The organism is Cryocola sp. 340MFSha3.1, from assembly GCF_000383315.1.
Classification (GTDB): domain Bacteria; phylum Actinomycetota; class Actinomycetes; order Actinomycetales; family Microbacteriaceae; genus Leifsonia.
In genome coordinates, this window is sequence record NZ_KB911088.1 from 113,865 (window position 1) to 130,635 (window position 16,771).

The following is a 16,771-nucleotide window of genomic DNA, read 5'->3' on the forward strand; positions in this document are numbered from 1 at the left end:
TGCTAGCCCTTCTTTCGCTTGGCCGCCGTCTCGCGACGATTGGCGCGCTTGATCTCGTCGATCAGCTCGTCCTTCGTCATGCGCGTGCGGCCCGAGATGTCGAGGCGCTTGGCGATCTCGAGCAGGTGCGCCTTCGACGCGTTCGCGTCCACGCCCTCCTCGGTCGGTGCGTCCGTGTCGCGGCCGCCGGCCGCCTTCCGGTCGGACGGCCCGTTCTCGGCCTTGCGCTCCCAGTGGTCGCCGACCTTCTCGTACTCGTGCTTGAGTGCGGCGAAGGCGGTTCGGTGCGCCCGTTCGCCCTCGCCGTACTCCTCGACCGCCGAGTCGTGCGCCTTCGACCAGAGGGCCTGGGCGTGCTTCTCCGAACGCTCGAGGGTGGAGGGCAGCTCCTGCGATGCGGGCATGGTCCTGTGGTACTCCTTCCGCTGCCGTCGGGGCTAGTACTTCTCCACAGCTACCCCACTCCTCCGGGTTTTCAACCGGGTCCCGTGCCGCTCATGGTCCGCAAAGGGCCCCGGGTACCGTGGTGGAGTGACCGACGACCTGACGCCTCCGCTCCCGCCCCGCGCCGTCGTCACGGTCGACACCGGTCCGCAGCGCCCGGCCCCGCAGCACGCGGAGCCGACGGCTCCCGTCTTCGTGCTCGTGCACGGCATCGGGGTCAGTTCGCGCTACTTCGAGCGGCTGGTGCCGGCGCTCGCCGAGGAGGGGCGTGTCGTCGCCCTCGACCTGCCCGGGTTCGGCAAGGCGAAGCCGTTCCGTCCGGGACGCGGGCTCTCCATCGCGGAGTTCGCGGACTCCGTCGCCGCCCTCCTCGACGACGCCGGCATCACCGACGCCGTCGTGGTCGGCCACTCGATGGGAACCCAGATCGCGGTGTGCCTGGCAGCCCGACGGCCGGACCTCGTGCGCGGCCTCGCGCTGCTCGGCCCGGTCATGGCACCGCAGGATCGCAACGCGGTGAAGGCCGGCGTCCTGCTCGGAATCGACACCCTGCGGGAGGACGCGCGCGGCAACCGCATCGTCATCGGCGATTACCTGCACTGCGGACCGGCCTGGTATCTCGCTACGCTGCCCGCCATGCTGGAATTCCGCACCGAAGAGGAGCTGGAGCACACGACCGTGCCCGTCGTCGTGGTGCGCGGCGCCCGCGACCCGATCGCCCGCGACGAGTGGGTCGCCGAGCTGGCGAAGCGGGCCGGTGGCACGGCCGCGCGCCTCCCCTCCGTCGCCCACCTCGTCATGCACGGCGCGCCCTGGCGCACCGCCGCCCTGATCTCGCAGCTGGTGCGGGTGCCGGGATGAGGCGCACCGTGTTGCGCCGTGCCGGCGTGCTCGCGCTCGACTGGCTGTACGCCGGCCGTCACCAGCTGCGCGCCGCGTTCGACCGCAGCAACCCGGACGCGCTCGTGGCCGGCGAGGGCTCGCGCACGCCCGTCGTGCTCATCCCCGGCATCTTCGAGACGTGGCGCTTCCTCCGCCCGCTCGCCCAGCACATCCACGCGTCCGGCCACCCCGTGCACGTCGTCACCGCGCTCGAGGACAACCGGATGTCCGTACCGGAGGCCGCCGCGCTCGTGCAGCGTCACCTCGACGAGCAGGACCTCACGGATGTCGTCATCGTCGCGCACAGCAAGGGCGGCCTGATCGCCAAATACCTGATGGGGATGCCCGACTCGGGCCCGCGCATCCGCACCACCGTCGCCGTGGCCACGCCGTTCGGCGGGTCGTCGCTCGCCCGGTTCATCCCGATCTCGAGCGTCCGCGCACTGATGCCGTCGTCTCCCGGACTCGTCCGGCTCGCGCTCAACCGCGCGGTGAACGCCCAGATCATCTCCGTCTGGGGTTGGTTCGACCCGCACGTCCCCGCCGGAAGCAGGCTCGAAGGCGCCCGCAACATCGAGCTGGACGTGGGCGGACACTTCCGCATCCTCGCCCGGCCCGAGCTGCTCGCCATCGTCGACGAGGTGCTGTCCCCGACCGCCGTCGCCGACGACCGAGCCGCCGACTGACCCCGGATCGAGCACCGCGCCGCGCCCGATTCCCCCTGTCGCGCGCGGCGGCACCGGCGCTACCCTGGCGCCCAGAAAGCGGGGAGGGATCATGCTGAGCCACCGACGGATGCAACGTCTGACCGCGGTGGCCGCCGCGGTCCTGCTGCTCGCCGGGTGCGCCGGCACCCCGAGCGGGCAAGCGGTCGTGGGTCGGTGGGGCTCCACCTCGGCAGGCCAGCCCAACCTCGACATCGAGAACGACGGCACCTTCTCCGGCTCCGACGGCTGCAACACGCTGTCGGGCAAGGGCCAGATCGACGGCGACGAGATCACCTTCGGCCCGATCGCATCCACCCTCATGGCCTGCGAGGACGTGGACACCTGGCTCGGCAAAGCCGCGACGGGCAACGTCTCCGGTGACACGATGACCGTCCTCGACGACGGCGGCTCCACGATCGGAACGCTGAAGCGATCCGGCTCCTGAGCCCGTCCGGCGCAGGCGCCGGCGGATCCAGGAAGAGCCGCGAGAACTGTCTATCGCCGCGAATCACGCCCTCGTTACGGTGACGCTGTTCGGCGCGGTCACGGATCGGCCGGCCGGACGACGTACAAGCGAACGTCCACTGCGCGAGCCGGTGCCCGCGCCGTCCGAGGAGTGAAGCGAATGACCATCTCAGAGTCGAAGGAGCGGGCGAAGGCGTCGCAGTCGCCCTCCACCGCCTACACCGGCACCAGCGACCGGACCCAGCTCAACCCGATCTTCGCCCGGCCGGGCGAGAGTACCGATCTGCCGGTGGACCGCATCCCCGACAATGAGTCGCTGCCCGAGACCGCCTACCAGATCGTCCACGACGAGTCGATGCTCGACGGCAACGCCCGCCTCAATCTGGCCACCTTCGTTGGCACCTGGATGGACGATCACGCCGCGCGGCTGTACGCCGAGTCCGCCGACAAGAACATGATCGACAAGGACGAGTACCCGCAGACCGCGGCGATCGAGACCCGCTGCTGGAAGATGATCGCCGGCCTCTGGAACGCGCCGGACCCGGAGAAGGCGATCGGCACCTCCACCATCGGCTCGTCGGAGGCGTGCATGCTGGGCGGCCTCGCGCTGAAGCGCCGCTGGCAGCAGGCGAGAAGGGCCGAGGGCAAGTCGACCGAGAAGCCGAACCTGGTGCTCTCCAGCGCCGTTCAGGTCTGCTGGGAGAAGTTCTGCAACTACTGGGACGTCGAAGCCCGGTACGTGCCGATCAGCCTCGACCACAAGGTCCTCGACGGCTATGAGCTCGAGAAGTACGTCGACGAGAACACCATCGGCGTCGTCGCCATCATGGGCGTCACCTACACCGGGATGTACGAGCCGGTCGCGCAGATCTCCGAGGCCCTGGACCGCATCCAGGCGGACACCGGGCTCGACATCAAGATCCACGTCGACGGAGCGTCGGGCGGGATGATCGCGCCCTTCCTGCAGCCGCAGCTGGAGTGGGACTTCCGCGTCGACCGCGTCGTCTCCATCAGCACGTCCGCCCACAAGTACGGTCTGGTCTACCCGGGGCTCGGGTGGGTGGTCTGGCGCACGGTGGAGGACCTCCCCTCCGACCTCGTGTTCGACGTCACCTACCTCGGCGGCCACATGCCGACGTTCGCGCTGAACTTCTCGCGCCCGGGCGCGCAGGTGCTGCTGCAGTACTACCTCTTCCTGCGGCTCGGGTTCGACGGCTACTACCGCGTGCAGAAGGCGTCGCAGGATGTCGCGCTCTACCTCTCGGGGGAGATCGCCAAGATGCCTGCGTTCGAACTGTGGAACGACGGCTCCGACATCCCCGTCTTCGCCTGGCAGCTGAAGAAGGGGCACACCGAGAACTGGAACCTGTACCACCTGTCGGAGCGCCTGCGGCTGAAGGGATGGCTCATCCCCGCTTACCCGATGCCCGACGACATCAGCGACCTCACCGTGCAGCGCATCGTCGTGCGCAACGGGCTGAGCCGCAACCTGGCGGAGTCGCTGATCGGCGACATCCAAGAGGCCGTCGCGTACCTCGACCAGCTCGAGGGGCCGATGCCGCTGGAAGGCCAGACGGCCTCCTTCACCCACTGATCGCCGGAACGCGATCGAGACCCGGCGCAGCGCGCCTCACACGAGCGGGAGAAGACCATGACCGCAACGAGCGAGCCGAACAAGTCCGCGACGGACTACACCCGGGCGGACGGCACACCGGCGCCCGGGCCCGACCACGTCAAACCGCATCCCTTCGACTCCGTGCCGCACAAGCCGGCGATCGGGTCGCCGGGCACGACGGCGCGCACGTTCATGAGCATCACCCAGCTGGCGATGCTCACCGTCGTCGCCGTCGCGTCCCTGCGCAGCCTCCCCGCCATGGCCGGGTACGGGCTGGGCTCGGTGACGCTGTTCATCATCCCGGCGATCTTCTTCCTGATCCCGGTGGCGCTCGTCGCCGCCGAGCTCGCCACAGGCTGGAAGGGCGGCGTCTTCACCTGGGTGCGCCTGGCGTTCGGCGAGCGCTGGGGATTCCAGGCGATCTGGCTCCAGTGGGTGCAGAACGTCGTCTGGTATCCGACGCAGATCGCGTTCATCGCGGCGTCGCTGGCGTTCGTGTTCCTCGACCCGAACCTGGCGAACTCCGGCCTCTACACGGCGATCGTGATCCTCGTCATCTACTGGTTCTCGACGTTCATCACCCTGCGCGGCGGCAACCTGTTCGCGAAGGTCGGGTCGTGGTCGGGACTCGCCGGCACGATCTTCCCGGGCGTCCTGCTGATCGTGTTCGGCGCGATCTGGCTCGGGACGGGACAGCCCAGCGAGACGCCGCTGGAGGCGTCGGCGATCATCCCGCCGTTCACCGGTATCGCCTCCATCGTGCTGATCGTCTCGAACGTGCTGGCGTACGCCGGCATGGAGGTCAACGCAGTCCACGCGAACGACCTCAAGAGCCCGGGCAAGGGCTACCCGAAGACGGTGCTCATCGCGTCGATCCTCATCCTCGGGATCTTCATCTTCCCGACGATCGCGATCGCGGTGGCTGTCCCGTCGTCCGAGCTCGGGCTCACCACCGGCATCAACCTCGCGTTCAAGACCTACTTCGACACCTGGGGGATGTCCTGGGCGACCCCGCTCATCTCCCTGCTGATCGCGCTCGGCGCGTTCGCCTCCGTCGTCACATGGATCGCCGGACCGTCGCGCGGTCTGCTCGCGGCGGCGCGCTCCGGCTACCTGCCCACGTTCCTGCAGCGGCGGAACAAGGCGGGCGTGCAGGTCGGCATCCTGAACGTGCAGGGCATCGTGGTCACGCTGCTCGCGGCGTTGTTCATCTTCGTGCCGAACATCAACACCGCGTTCATCCTGCTGGTGGACATGGCTGCGGCGCTCTACCTGATCATGTACATGATGATGTTCGCGGCCGCGATGCGGCTCCGCCGCACCCATCCGCACGTCACGCGCAGCTACCGCACGCCGGCGATGGGACTGATCGCGACGATCGGCTTCCTCGCCTGCCTGGCCGCGTTCGCGCTCGGGTTCGTGCCGCCGGAGGGCTTCGCGGCGGGCGCGCCGGGATGGGCGTACCCGGCGCTCGTCGCGGTGATCGTCATCCTGCTGGGCGTCCCTCCGCTGATCTTCTACGCGGCGCGGCGTCCCGGCTGGGACCAGCGCACCGCGGCGGAGAAGGCGACCTTCGACGACGTCCTCGTGAACCCACCCGCCGACTCCTCGTCGTCCTCGTCCCCTCCCTCTCCGCCTCGAGCCCCGTGAGGGGTCAGGCCGCGGCGCGGGCGAAGTAGGAGCCGGCGGCCAGGTCCTCCAGCAGGGTCGGGCCGGTCGGCGCCCAGTCGAACCGGCGCTGCGTGAGTGCGCTGGAGGCCTGGAGGTCGAGGGCGAAGATCCGCCCGATCCACCCGAAATGCGGCTCCACGTCGGCCGGGTCGATCGATACGGTGGGGAGGCCGAGCCCGCCGCCGATCGCCTCGGCGATATCACGGGTGCGCACACCCTGCTCGCCGATCGCGTGCACGACGGTCGCGGCTCCGGCGTTCTCCAGGGCGTGGGCGACCAGGCGGGCGGCATCCCCCCGGTGCACGGCGGGCCAGTGGTTCGACCCGTCGCCCACATAGGCGGCAACGCCCTTCTCGCGTGCGACGCGCACCAGCTCGGCGGTGAAGCCGTGGTCGCCGGCGCCGTGGACGGTCGGAGCGAAGCGCAGGGCGACCGGGTGGATGCCGCGGTCGACGAACCCGAACGCCAGCTCCTCTGCCCCTCCGCGCGGGGCGTCCGGCCCGGAGAACGGTGCGAGGTCGTCCTCCGTCGCGACCTGGCCGGGGGCGACGAACGCGACTCCGGAAGCGAACAGCAGGGGCGCATCCCGGCCCTCCAGGGCGTCGCCGAAGGTCTCGAGGGCGGCGCGTTCCGCGCGACCCGCTCCCGCCTGGTCGCTGAAGTCGTGGTTGTAGCCGAGGTGGACGACGGCGTCGGCCGCGGCGGCGGAGTCGCGCAGGACGTCCAGGTCGGTCAACCCGCCGAAGACCGGTTCGACGCCCGCGGCGCGGAGGCGTGCGGCGGACGCGTCCGACCGGGCCAGCCCGCGGACCTCGTGGCCGGCGGCGAGGAGTTCGGGGACGACGGCTGATCCGATCCAGCCCGATCCCCCGGTGATGAATACACGCATGATGTGCTCCTTTCGCTCGTCTCTTCCCGATCGATCAACCGCTGATGTCAGAGACTGACGTCAGCGTAGCACTCATGTCAGCAACTGTCATCACTACACTGGACACATGGGACGCTGGGAGCCGGATGCGCAGGGACGTCTCGCGCGCGCCGCGCTCGAGCTCTACCTCGACCCGGGATACGAGCAGACGACGGTCGCCGACATCGCCGCCCGCGCAGGCGTGACCGAGCGAACGTTCTTCCGTCACTTCGCCGACAAGCGCGAGGTGCTCTTCGCCGGGTCCGCCGCGTTCCAGCAGACGGTGCTCTCGGCCATCGCGGACCACACGGAGGCCACGACCGCGCTGGCCGCCGCCGCCGCGGGGATGGATGCCGCGGCAGGGTTCCTCCAGAGCAGTCCCGACCCGACGTTCGCACGCCGACGCGCGGCCGTCATCGCGGCGAACGCGAGCCTTCAGGAGCGCGAGCTGCTGAAGCTCGCGACCGTCACCTCCGCGTCCGCCTCCGCTCTGGTCGAGCGCGGCTTCGAGCCGGACGAGGCGGCCATCGCCGCCGAGGCCGCGATGGCCGCCTTCCGTATCGCCTTCGAACGCTGGATCGCCTCCGACGAGCCGCTCGACCTCCGCGAGCTCGTCGCCGAGGGCGTCGCACGCTTCCGCTCCCTCGCCTGAGCCCTGTCGGCGAGCCGGAGCCCTGGCGTAGAGCCGCCGCAGTGGGAAGATGATCGCACTGTCAGCGGGCGGCGCGGCATCGAGCGAAGGGGAGTCGGATGGCAGCAGAGACGTGGACAGACCGGCCTGAAGCAGCGCCGCACCCGCACCACCATCACGGCTGGTGGTGGAAGACGCTGCTCACGGGCCTGGCGCTGTGGATCCTGACGATCGTCGTGACGATCGTCACCGGCAATACCAACCTCATCCCGACGCTCATCCTCCTCGGGAGTTTCCTCGTCCCGTTCTGCGTCGTCCTCTTCGCCATCGAGCGCGTGAGCGGCAGCGTCAGTTCGCTGCAGCTGGTGCTCGCCTTCTTCATCGGCGGGATCTTCGGCGTGCTCGGTGCCTCGTTGCTCGAGGTGAACCTGCACCAGAGCTACTGGCTGTATCTGCTGGTCGGCCTCATCGAGGAGCTGGTGAAAGGCATCCTGCTGGTCATCATCGGCTGGCGGGTCGTGCCGAAGACGGCCACGCAGGGCGCTCTGCTCGGTGCGACCGTCGGAGCGGGCTTCGCCGCGTTCGAGTCGGCCGGGTACGCCTTCAATGCGGCGATCACGGCGCGCGGCATCGACCTCGTCTCACTGCTGCAGACCGAGGTGCTCCGTGCGATCCTCGCGCCGGTCGGCCATGTGCTCTGGACGGCGGTGCTCGGTGCCGTGCTGTTCGGCGCGGCGCGGGGACGCGACCGCTTCCGGTTCTCGATCTGGATCGTCGTGACCTACGTCGGCGTCGCCATCCTGCACGGGCTCTGGGATTCGGCGAGCGATCTGGCGGCCGTCATCGCCCTGCTCGCGAACGGTCGCGCGGTCGAGGAGCTCACCACGGCCGGCGGTCTCAGCGCGCAGACCGCGTCGGCCGTGACAGCGCTGGCCGGCATCCTCTACATCGTCGTGCTGATCGTCGTCGCTGCCGGCGGCATCCTGACCCTCTGGCTCGTGCTGCGGCACTACCGCCGCGCCGAGCGGTTGCGGGCGGTCGAGCAGCCCGTCAGCGGCCCGCAGGACGGCCCGCGGCAGCCGACCGTCTGAGCGCCACCGCGCGGTCGGCGTCCTCCAGCGCGAGTTCCGCGTTGATCTGGGCGCCGGCCAGCGCGCCGGCGGCTGCGGCGGCGCCGACCTGCGCCTTGGCGTCGGCGACGTTGCCCGCTGCCCAGACTCCGGGCACACCGGTTCGGCCGAACTCGTCCGACTCGATGCTGGTGCCCATCCCGCCGGGCAGCTCGATGCTGCGCAGACCCAGGGACTGTAGGCCGTGCGTGCGGGCCTCCATGCGCGAGCCGACGGCGAGCACCTCCCGCGCGACCAGCGTGCCGTCGTCCAACCGGACGCCGGCGATGCGGTCGTCCGCCGTCTCGACGGCGGCGATACGCCCCTCGACGACTGGGACGCCCAGCGCCTCGAATCGCGTCCGCGTGGTCTCGTCGAGCTCGTGACCGTTCGCCAGGTACACGACGTCGTCGGAGAGCTGCCGGAAGAGCAGCGCCTGATGCACCGATCCCTCCCCGGTCGCGACGATTCCGATGGCCCGGTCGCGGACCTCCCAGCCGTGGCAGTACGGGCAGTGCACGAGGTCGCGTCCCCAGCGCTCGGCGAGGCCCGGGATGTCGGGGAGCACATCCCGCAGCCCGGTCGCGACCAGCAGGCGGCGTGCCCCGACGGTGCGTCCGTCGCCGAGGGTCAAGACGAATCCGTCGCCCGAGCGCACCGCATCCGTCACCTCGCCGTCGAGGATGCGTCCGCCATGACGCCGGACCTCCTCGCGCCCGATCCGCAGCAGCTCCGCCGGCGGCATCCCCTCACGGCCGAGAAGACCGTGCACGCCGTCCGCCGGAGCGTTCCGTGGCGACCCCGAGTCGATCACGAGCACCTCTCGCCGCGAGCGCGCCAACATGAGCGCGCCGTTGAGTCCCGCCGCACCGCCGCCGATCACCACGGCGTCCACCATCTCGTCCCGCTGTTCCCACTGGTCCGTCATGCAGCCAGTGTCGGTGCGGGGATGCAGGATGGCAAATTCTCTTGCCGAAGTGGCAAACTGGGCGGATGGACACCGAAGACGCCATCGTCGCCGCCGGAGCCCGCCTGCGCCGTCTGCGCAACGACCGCGGCCTGACCCTCGCCGAGGTCGAGGAGACGACCGGCATCTCCGCCAGCACACTCAGCCGCCTGGAGTCCGGCCGCCGCCGGGCGACCCTGGAGCTGCTGCTGCCGCTGGCGCGCGTCTACGGGACGACCCTCGACGAGCTCGTCCACGCGCCCTCCGCCGACCCGCGTGTGCGAGCCCAGCCGATCCGTCGCGACGGCATGACGATGCTTCCGCTCTCGCGCCACGCCGCCGGACTGCAGGCCTTCAAGATCGTCATTCCGCCCGGCGCCCGTTCGGTTCCGCGGCAGAGGACCCACGAGGGGTACGAATGGCTCTACGTGCTCAGCGGCCGCCTGCGCCTGAAGCTCGGCGACGACGAGGTCGTGTTGGAGCCCGGGGAAGCGGCCGAGTTCGACACCCGGGTGCCGCACTGGTTCGGTACGGAGACCGGAGGCGCGGTCGAACTGCTCTCACTGTTCGGCGCGCAGGGGGAGCGGGCGCATGTCCGTGCCCGCACGACGGCGGCGGGGGACGGATAGCGGCGCTCTCACTGCGTCGCTGCGACGGGTGCGGTCTCGCTCTCGGTCAGCGCCTCCTGGGCCTCCTTCGGCAGCTTGCGCACCTTGGCCCGGCGCTTGCGGCGGTCCGGGATCATCGACCGCATCTCCTCCAGCCGTCCGAAGCAGAGCAGCCGGTCGCCCGCCTCCAGGACGACGCCGCTGCGCGGGTTCGGGATGACGGACGCGCCCCGGTGCAGGGTGAGCACCGAGATGTCGCGGTCGCCGAGACCGGAGTCGCGGAGGGTCTTGCCGACGAGGTCCGCGTTGGTGTGCACGAGCAGCTCGGCGACTCCGTAGCCGGTCGAGACGGTGAGGCGCTGACGGACATCGATCTCGGGGAACGCCACCTGGTTGTCGATGAAGTCGATGATCGCTCCGGCCACATCCAGTCCGGTCGCCCGCTCGATGCCCTCGAGCCCCGGCGAGGAGTTGACCTCCATGACCAGCGGGCCGTCCTTGCCCTCCAGCATGTCGACGCCGGCGACGCGGAGTCCCATGATCTGCGCCGACCGCACCGCCGCCTCCTCGAATTCGGGAGTCAGCGCGACCTTCTCGACGGTGCCGCCGCGGTGCACGTTGGAGCGGAACTCGTCCCCGCTCGCCACGCGCCGCATCGCGGCCACCACCCGATCTCCGACCACGAGCGCGCGGATGTCGCGCCCGCGGCTCTCGGCGATGAAGCTCTGGATGAGCACGTTCTGCTTCGTGGAGTGCAGCGTCTCGATGATCGACTCCGCGATCTTCGCCTCCGGGGCCAGGATGACGCCGATGCCCTGGGTTCCCTCGAGCAGCTTGATCACGACGGGCGCACCGCCGACGCGCTCGATCGCCATGCGCACGTCCGCGCGGCTGTTCACGAACGCCGTGCGCGGCATCCCGATGTTGTGGCGCGAGAGGATCTGCGTCGCCCGCAGCTTGTCGCGCGAGTTCGTGATGCCGTTCGCGGTGTTCGGCGTGTACACATCCATCTGCTCGAACTGCCGCACGACGGCGGTGCCGTAATAGGTGATCGAGTTGCCGATGCGTGGCAGGATCGCGTCGTAATCGGACAGCAGCCGGCCGCGGTACTGGAGGTCCGGCTCGTCGCCGGAGAGGTCGATCGCGAACCGGAGCGTGTTGAGCACCTTGACCGTATGACCGCGGTTCTCGGCCGCCGAGCGCAGCCGCTGCGTCGAATACGCGTGCGGGGCGCGCGAGAGGATGGCGAGTTTCACGGGAGGGCTCCTGCAAAGATGGGGGAATGGCCGACCTCCATCCAACCACCGACACGGTCGGCTGGCGTGAGTGGGTGAGCCTTCCCGGCATCGGCGTGCCGTGGATCAAGGTGAAGGTCGACACCGGAGCCCGCAGCTCGTCCCTGCACGCCTTCGACATCGAGGAGCTGCCGGGCGATCGGGTGCGATTCCGGGTGCAGCCGTGGCAGGACTCCGATCGGGATGCGGTCACCGCCGAGTGCGCGGTGCACGACCGCCGCGTGGTGCGCAGCTCGTCCGGTCACACGGAGGAGCGGATCGTCGTGCTGCTCGACCTGGTGCTCGGCGGCCGCCCGGTGACCGCGGAGACGACGCTGACCAACCGCGACCAGATGGGTTTCCGGATGCTGGTCGGGCGCGAGGCGCTCCGCCAGGGCTTCATGGTGGACCCGGCGCGCTCCTTCCTCGGCGGCCGGGCGCCGCGAGAGATCCGCCGCCGCAACCGCGGCCGCGAGCTCGCCTGACGCGCGCACCTCCGCGTCTCCCACCGGCTGTCGCGAGATTTGGCGCAAATCTCGGTTTTGATGGCCCCATAACGGAGATTTGGCGCAAATCTCGGTTTTGACGGCCCCATAACGGAGATTTGGCGCAAATCTCGCGGACGGCGAGGCGCGGCGCTCAGTCCAGACCGAGTTCGCGCCTCCAGTGCGCCAGGAACTCGGCGCCGGCGTCGTCGTGGATGGCGTCGCCGATCGTGATCACCTGGTACGGCCGGTCGAGCACACCGTCGGAGGGCCGCACATCCACGTGGGCCACCTCGTAGCCTGCGTCGTGCACGAAGTCCGCCATCTTGTAGTCGCTGCGCGAGTCGCCCACCGACCGCCAACGGCGGGGGAGCGGCCCGCGCGCCGCGAAGTAGTCGAAGGCGCGCTGCGCGCCGCGGTCCTTGTCGAGCAGCACCGACTCGATGTCGGTGGAGATGATGGTCGGGTCGATCCGGTACGGCACCGCGCCGTCGGCGTCGCGGGCTTCCCGGTCGCCGTAGCGCAGGCCGACTCCGAGGCCGGTCAGCGCGTCGAAGGCGGCGTCCTGGAAGCGCGACTGGGCCTCGGCGTAGCTGTCCGCATCCACGTCGGTGCGCTGCTCGACCGAGATCATCGCGCGCTTCGTCTCGTCGAAGAACATGGTGTCGGCGAAGCGGTCGCGCACGAGCCGGCGGACCGCGTCGACCGCCTCGGGCGTGAAGGCGACCGTCTCGTCCACGGTGACCTCGCCCATCCCCTCGCCGGTGATCGGCGCCCACGCGCCGCCCTTCTCGAACACGCCGAACATCCGCGCGCCGTGCTGGTCGAGGGCATCGCCGAGGCCCGCGTCGCACAGCGGCGTCACCACCTGGTTGCGGATGAAATCGCCCGACCGCCCGGTGATGAACGCGATCGGGACGCCCGCGGCGGCCATCGCCACCAGGTCGGTGACGATGCTGCGGATGGCGATGGTGCGGGTGACGGGACTCGCGATGGGCCCGTCGACGTCGAAGAGGAGGCCGAGGTTGTGCACAGTCCATTCTCTCCGCTGCGAGAATGGTCGCATGTCGCAGCCCGCTCCCGCAGCCCAACCGCTGTGGCATCCGGATGCGCCCAGCACGGTCGTGCAGGGCGACAACCTGGAGGTGCTGGCGGCCCTGCCGGACGCGTCCTTCCGCCTGATCTACCTCGATCCTCCCTTCAACACCGGGCGGCCGCAGGCGCGGCAGACGCTCACGTCGGTGCGCTCCGAGGGCGGCGCCGGCAGCGTGATCGGGTTCAAGGGGCGCAGCTACGAGCGCATCAAGGGCGACCTGCTCAGCTACGACGACCGCTTCGAGGACTACTGGGGCTTCCTGGAGCCGCGCCTGATCGAGGCCTGGCGGGTGCTTGCCGACGACGGGACGCTGTACCTCCACCTCGACTACCGCGAATCGCACTACGCGAAGGTGCTGCTGGATGCGCTGTTCGGCCGGGAGTCGTTCCTCAACGAGATCATCTGGGCCTACGACTACGGCGCGAAGCCGAAGAACCGGTGGCCGGCCAAGCACGACACGATCCTCGTCTACGTGAAGAACCCGTCGGCGTACCACTTCGACAATGCCGCGGTCGAGCGCGAGCCGTACATGGCGCCGGGGCTCGTCACGCCGGAGAAGGCGCAGCTCGGCAAGCTGCCGACGGACGTCTGGTGGCACACCATCGTGTCGCCGACCGGCCGCGAGAAGACCGGATATCCGACGCAAAAGCCGGAGGGTGTGCTTCGTCGCATCGTCCAGGCGTCCAGCCGGGAGGGGGACTGGGTGCTCGACTTCTTCGCGGGGAGCGGCACGACCGGCGCGGTCGCCTCGGCGCTCGGGCGGCGCTTCGTGCTGGTGGACAGCAATCCGGCCGCCGTCGCGGTCATGCGCGACCGGCTGGCGGCCTGCGAACCCGGGGTTCGCTTCGTCGACTGAGCGGATCCCCGCGATCCTCGGCGTTCGTCCGGAAATCTCAGAGTCGTGTGTGGAAGGGTGGATGCACTATGCGATCGAGCCTCCGCGCCCTCCCCTTCTTCTGGGGTGCGCTCGTCTCCGCCGGCTCGTTCGTCGCCGTCTACCTGGTGTTCGTGCAGAGCTACATCGGCCAGGTGATCGATGAGCGGGCGTTCGCGGGGGCGGATGCGTGGAAGGGCGACGTGATCGAGTTCGCGCACACCTTCCTCAACGCGCTGCCGGTCGCCTCGGTGGTGATCGGAGCGATCGCGGCCATCGTGATCGTGCTGGTCCGGCGCAACTGGCTGGTCTTCGCGGTAGCGGTCGGAGCGGCCATCGGCGCGAACGTGAGCACGCAGGTGCTGAAGTACACCATCCTGTCCCGGCCCGAGAAGGGCGTGGATGTCGGGCTCTCCAACTCGCTGCCCTCCGGCCACACGGCGGTCGCCGCCTCTGCGGCGCTGGTCGTATTCCTGGTGGCGTCGCCGCGCCTCCGCCCGGTCGCCGCGGTCATCGGCTCGATCTTCGCGATCGCGGCCGGCGCATCCACCCTGGTCGAGCAGTGGCACCGGCCCAGCGACGTCGTCGCCGGAATGCTCGTCGTCGCGTTCTGGGGCTGCCTCGCCGGGATCGTGCTCTCGTGGCTGCACCTCCCGGGTGCCGAACCGCCGGTGCGCAGCAAGCTGTGGCCGCTGGTCTGGATCGGTGCGGTCTGCGCGGCCGGCTCGGTCATCGCGCTGCTGGTCACCTATTTCTCGGCCCAATCGGGAACGGAACACCTGTTCATCGCCTACGCGGGCGGCGTCGCCGCGATCGTGGCGACCGGGTTCGTTCTGGCCGCGCTGGGCAACCGCCTGTACCGCCGCCTGGCCTGACACTCGGGCGGGTGTTCGCCTCGGCCGCAGCCGCGTCATAGTGCCGACATTCGGTGCGTCTGCACGGGTGGGCGGTGATTTCGCGCCGCCCTTCGACGCCCGGCGCGCCTGCCGCGCCCAGGAAGGCCCCATGAACGACGACACCCCCACCCCCGCGGAGACGGACGCCCGACCCGCCGCTCCCATCGAACCCGCCGCGTCGGTCCCACCCGGTGATTCGGCCCCGCCCATCCCGCCCATCCCGCCCGGCCTTCCTGCGCACGCGCGCCCGCAGAAGACCAACGTCCTGGCGATCATCGCCCTGATCGCAGGCTTCCTCGTCCCCCTCGCCGCCTTCATCTGCGGAGGCATCGCTCTTTCCCAGATCAAGCGGACGGGCGACAAGGGTCGCGGTCTGGCCTGGTCCGGCATCATCGTCGGCGCGGTCGTGAGCGTGCTCACCATCGTGGTGTCGATCCTGATCGTCGTCGCTACCGCGGCCGCCGTGCAGAGCGCCGTCGACACGGCATCGCAGAAGGGCTCGCCGTCCGCGTTCCACAAGCCGGGGTGCCAGGAGATCGGCGAACTCGTCGTCGACATCAGCGAGCAGATGGGCGGGATCGCCCAGGCCACAGGTGCTGAGCGCATCGAGGCGATCTCGGAAATGCAGGAGCTCTCCGCTGAGGCGCACGCGCTCGCCGTGACGATCGACGACCCGAAGGTCGCCGACGCTGCGGAGAACGCAGTGACGGCGCTCGACGATGTCATCGCGACCTTCGAGGCCGCGTCCACCGATGCCCCGGCCGACCCGGGGAGCGCGTACGACACGATCGCCCGGGCCAAGGAGCAGCTCACGACGCTATCAGCCGCGATGACGGAGCTGGAGACCGCCTGCCGTTAGCGGATCAGGGCGCCGCGGAGCCGTCCTCGTGCTCGTCGAAGAACCCGGTGAGCGCTCCGACGAGCTCCGCGGGAGCCTCCTCGGCGACGTGATGGCCCGAGTCGATCCCGTGTCCCCGGACGTCGGTGGCCCACGCATCCCAGATCGCGAGGGGGTCGCCGAAGAGCTGCTCGAGGTCGTCGCGGAGTGACCAGAGCACGAGCAGCGGCATCGTCAGCTGTCGCCCGGCCGCGCGGTCACTCTCTTCGTCGGCCCGGTCGACCGTCAGCCCCGCGCGGTAGTCCTCCAGCATCGCGCGCACGACCTCGGGGCGGTGGATGGCCTCCCGTCGCTCGGCGAAGTTCTCGAGTCCCATCGCCTCGGGGTCGCCGTGGTACCAGGAGTCCGGGTCGGCGGTGATGACGCGCTCGGGAGCGTCCGGCTGGGCGAAGAAGAACCAGTGGTACCACTGGGTGGCGAACTCCGGCGTGATGCGGTCGAGGTGCTCGACGATGGGAAGACAGTCGAGCAGGGCGACGCGGCGGACGGCTTCGGGATGGTCCATCGCCAGCCGGAATGCCACGTAGCTGCCGCGGTCGTGGCCGACCACGTCGAACCGGTCGTGGCCGAGTCGATGCATCAGTTCGCGGACGTCGTCGGCCATCGCCCGCTTCGACGCCTGCGCGTGGTCGCCGCGCGGCGGCGGTGCGGTCGAGCGGCCGTAGCCGCGCAGATCCGGCACGACGACGGTACGGCCGTGTTCCACGAGCAGCGGCGCCACCCGATGCCAGGTGGAGCCTGTGCGCGGGTGGCCGTGCAGCAGCACGATCGGCGGTCCGTCGCCGCCGATCCGGACGTGGATGCGCGCCTCGCCGACATCGACGTCGGTGATCTCGAACCCGTCGAACATCGTCCGGACGGTCAGGCCTTCTCGCGCAGGTTCTCGGCGATCTTCGCGAGCGACCCGTCGAGCGCCTGCTGCATCCCGTCGAACTCCTGCGTGGTGTGGATGCTCAGCTTGACACCGTCGTCGGTCAGGCGGAGGGAGCCGTGGTAGTCGTGCGGCCCGGGAGCCGACCAGCGCACCTCGCGTGCGGCACGATCCACGTCGAAGTTGGCCTCTGAGGTGACCGTCTCGTCGGTGCCGTCCTGGTCGGCGTCGACGTGGGCGGTCGTCTCGACCTTGCCGTCGGGCAGTTCGTGCGCCTCGGTCATGCGCGGGAAGTAGGCGGGAAGGTTCTCCGGGTCGGAGACGTAGTCGAAGTACTCGTCGGCGTCGCCATCGAGCGCTCGCTTCGCGGTGTATGTAGGCATGCCGCGACC

19 protein-coding genes are annotated in these 16,771 nt (G+C 70.1%); 12 read left to right on the forward strand and 7 right to left on the reverse strand.

Annotated features, from left to right (window positions below; translation table 11 throughout):
* Nucleotides 1–2: 2 nt before the first annotated feature.
* Nucleotides 3–404, reverse strand: a complete 402-nt coding sequence (locus tag H284_RS0111500) for a ChaB family protein (RefSeq protein ID WP_018192659.1) — start codon at nucleotides 402–404, stop codon at nucleotides 3–5.
* Between the two features lie 127 nt (nucleotides 405–531).
* Between H284_RS0111500 and H284_RS0111505 the strand changes: the two genes are divergently transcribed.
* The 5 genes from H284_RS0111505 to gadC all read left to right on the forward strand — a co-directional run bounded on the left by H284_RS0111505 (nucleotide 532) and on the right by gadC (nucleotide 5,763).
* Nucleotides 532–1,305: an alpha/beta fold hydrolase gene (locus tag H284_RS0111505; RefSeq protein WP_020076343.1), complete on the forward strand. Its 774-nt coding sequence runs from the start codon at nucleotides 532–534 to the stop codon at nucleotides 1,303–1,305.
* Nucleotides 1,302–2,012: an esterase/lipase family protein gene (locus H284_RS0111510; protein ID WP_039731379.1), complete on the forward strand. Its 711-nt coding sequence runs from the start codon at nucleotides 1,302–1,304 to the stop codon at nucleotides 2,010–2,012. The genes H284_RS0111505 and H284_RS0111510 overlap by 4 nt, the downstream gene beginning before the upstream one ends.
* Before the next feature lie 109 nt (nucleotides 2,013–2,121).
* Nucleotides 2,122–2,478 carry an META domain-containing protein gene (locus H284_RS0111515; protein WP_018192656.1) on the forward strand — a complete coding sequence of 119 codons (357 nt, stop codon included), beginning with the start codon at nucleotides 2,122–2,124 and terminating at the stop codon, nucleotides 2,476–2,478.
* Between the two features lie 180 nt (nucleotides 2,479–2,658).
* Complete coding sequence (gene gad / locus H284_RS0111520) at nucleotides 2,659–4,092, forward strand: glutamate decarboxylase (protein ID WP_020076345.1); 1,434 nt, start codon at nucleotides 2,659–2,661, stop codon at nucleotides 4,090–4,092.
* Between the two features lie 57 nt (nucleotides 4,093–4,149).
* Nucleotides 4,150–5,763, forward strand: coding sequence for a glutamate/gamma-aminobutyrate antiporter GadC (gene gadC, locus H284_RS0111525; RefSeq protein ID WP_020076346.1), 1,614 nt, complete (start codon nucleotides 4,150–4,152; stop codon nucleotides 5,761–5,763).
* Nucleotides 5,764–5,767: 4 nt separating this feature from the next.
* On the opposite strand, the gene H284_RS0111530 is transcribed toward gadC, so the two are convergent.
* A complete protein-coding gene (locus H284_RS0111530) occupies nucleotides 5,768–6,673 on the reverse strand; it encodes an SDR family oxidoreductase (protein WP_020076347.1) in 906 nt (301 codons plus the stop codon).
* A gap of 106 nt (nucleotides 6,674–6,779) precedes the next feature.
* Here H284_RS0111530 and H284_RS0111535 point away from each other — a divergent pair, with 106 nt between their 5' ends.
* Both H284_RS0111535 and H284_RS0111540 read left to right on the forward strand, forming a co-directional pair.
* A complete protein-coding gene (locus H284_RS0111535; protein ID WP_020076348.1) occupies nucleotides 6,780–7,343 on the forward strand; it encodes a TetR/AcrR family transcriptional regulator in 564 nt (187 codons plus the stop codon).
* Between the two features lie 98 nt (nucleotides 7,344–7,441).
* On the forward strand, nucleotides 7,442–8,413 hold the full coding sequence (locus H284_RS0111540; RefSeq protein ID WP_020076349.1) for a PrsW family intramembrane metalloprotease: 972 nt from the start codon (nucleotides 7,442–7,444) through the stop codon (nucleotides 8,411–8,413).
* On the opposite strand, the gene H284_RS0111545 is transcribed toward H284_RS0111540, so the two are convergent.
* The gene (locus H284_RS0111545; protein ID WP_020076350.1) at nucleotides 8,373–9,359 is read right to left on the reverse strand and encodes an NAD(P)/FAD-dependent oxidoreductase; all 987 of its coding nucleotides are present in this window, start codon (nucleotides 9,357–9,359) and stop codon (nucleotides 8,373–8,375) included. The two genes, H284_RS0111540 and H284_RS0111545, sit on opposite strands and share 41 nt — an antisense overlap.
* A 65-nt stretch (nucleotides 9,360–9,424) precedes the next feature.
* Between H284_RS0111545 and H284_RS0111550 the strand changes: the two genes are divergently transcribed.
* Entirely contained in the window at nucleotides 9,425–10,006 is a 582-nt protein-coding gene (locus H284_RS0111550; protein WP_020076351.1) for a helix-turn-helix domain-containing protein, read from the forward strand.
* 8 nt (nucleotides 10,007–10,014) lie between these two features.
* Here H284_RS0111550 and rimK read toward each other — a convergent pair whose 3' ends face one another.
* The gene (gene rimK / locus H284_RS0111555; protein WP_020076352.1) at nucleotides 10,015–11,241 is read right to left on the reverse strand and encodes a 30S ribosomal protein S6--L-glutamate ligase; all 1,227 of its coding nucleotides are present in this window, start codon (nucleotides 11,239–11,241) and stop codon (nucleotides 10,015–10,017) included.
* 26 nt (nucleotides 11,242–11,267) lie between these two features.
* Here rimK and H284_RS0111560 point away from each other — a divergent pair, with 26 nt between their 5' ends.
* On the forward strand, nucleotides 11,268–11,744 hold the full coding sequence (locus tag H284_RS0111560; RefSeq protein WP_018192647.1) for an ATP-dependent zinc protease family protein: 477 nt from the start codon (nucleotides 11,268–11,270) through the stop codon (nucleotides 11,742–11,744).
* A 154-nt stretch (nucleotides 11,745–11,898) separates the two neighbouring features.
* On the opposite strand, the gene H284_RS0111565 is transcribed toward H284_RS0111560, so the two are convergent.
* Entirely contained in the window at nucleotides 11,899–12,777 is an 879-nt protein-coding gene (locus tag H284_RS0111565) for a hypothetical protein (RefSeq protein ID WP_020076353.1), read from the reverse strand.
* A 31-nt stretch (nucleotides 12,778–12,808) separates the two neighbouring features.
* Between H284_RS0111565 and H284_RS0111570 the strand changes: the two genes are divergently transcribed.
* From H284_RS0111570 to H284_RS20525, 3 genes are all read left to right on the forward strand, one after another.
* Nucleotides 12,809–13,696, forward strand: a complete 888-nt coding sequence (locus tag H284_RS0111570) for a DNA-methyltransferase (RefSeq protein WP_020076354.1) — start codon at nucleotides 12,809–12,811, stop codon at nucleotides 13,694–13,696.
* A gap of 68 nt (nucleotides 13,697–13,764) precedes the next feature.
* Entirely contained in the window at nucleotides 13,765–14,589 is an 825-nt protein-coding gene (locus tag H284_RS0111575; protein WP_020076355.1) for a phosphatase PAP2 family protein, read from the forward strand.
* A gap of 130 nt (nucleotides 14,590–14,719) precedes the next feature.
* Entirely contained in the window at nucleotides 14,720–15,469 is a 750-nt protein-coding gene (locus tag H284_RS20525; protein WP_020076356.1) for a DUF4190 domain-containing protein, read from the forward strand.
* Nucleotides 15,470–15,473: 4 nt separating this feature from the next.
* Here the strand turns inward: H284_RS20525 and H284_RS0111585 are convergent, their stop codons facing one another.
* Together H284_RS0111585 and H284_RS0111590 are read right to left on the reverse strand one after the other, a co-directional pair.
* Nucleotides 15,474–16,358 carry an alpha/beta fold hydrolase gene (locus H284_RS0111585; protein ID WP_020076357.1) on the reverse strand — a complete coding sequence of 295 codons (885 nt, stop codon included), beginning with the start codon at nucleotides 16,356–16,358 and terminating at the stop codon, nucleotides 15,474–15,476.
* Nucleotides 16,359–16,369: 11 nt separating this feature from the next.
* Entirely contained in the window at nucleotides 16,370–16,762 is a 393-nt protein-coding gene (locus H284_RS0111590; protein ID WP_020076358.1) for an SRPBCC family protein, read from the reverse strand.
* Nucleotides 16,763–16,771: the final 9 nt, after the last annotated feature.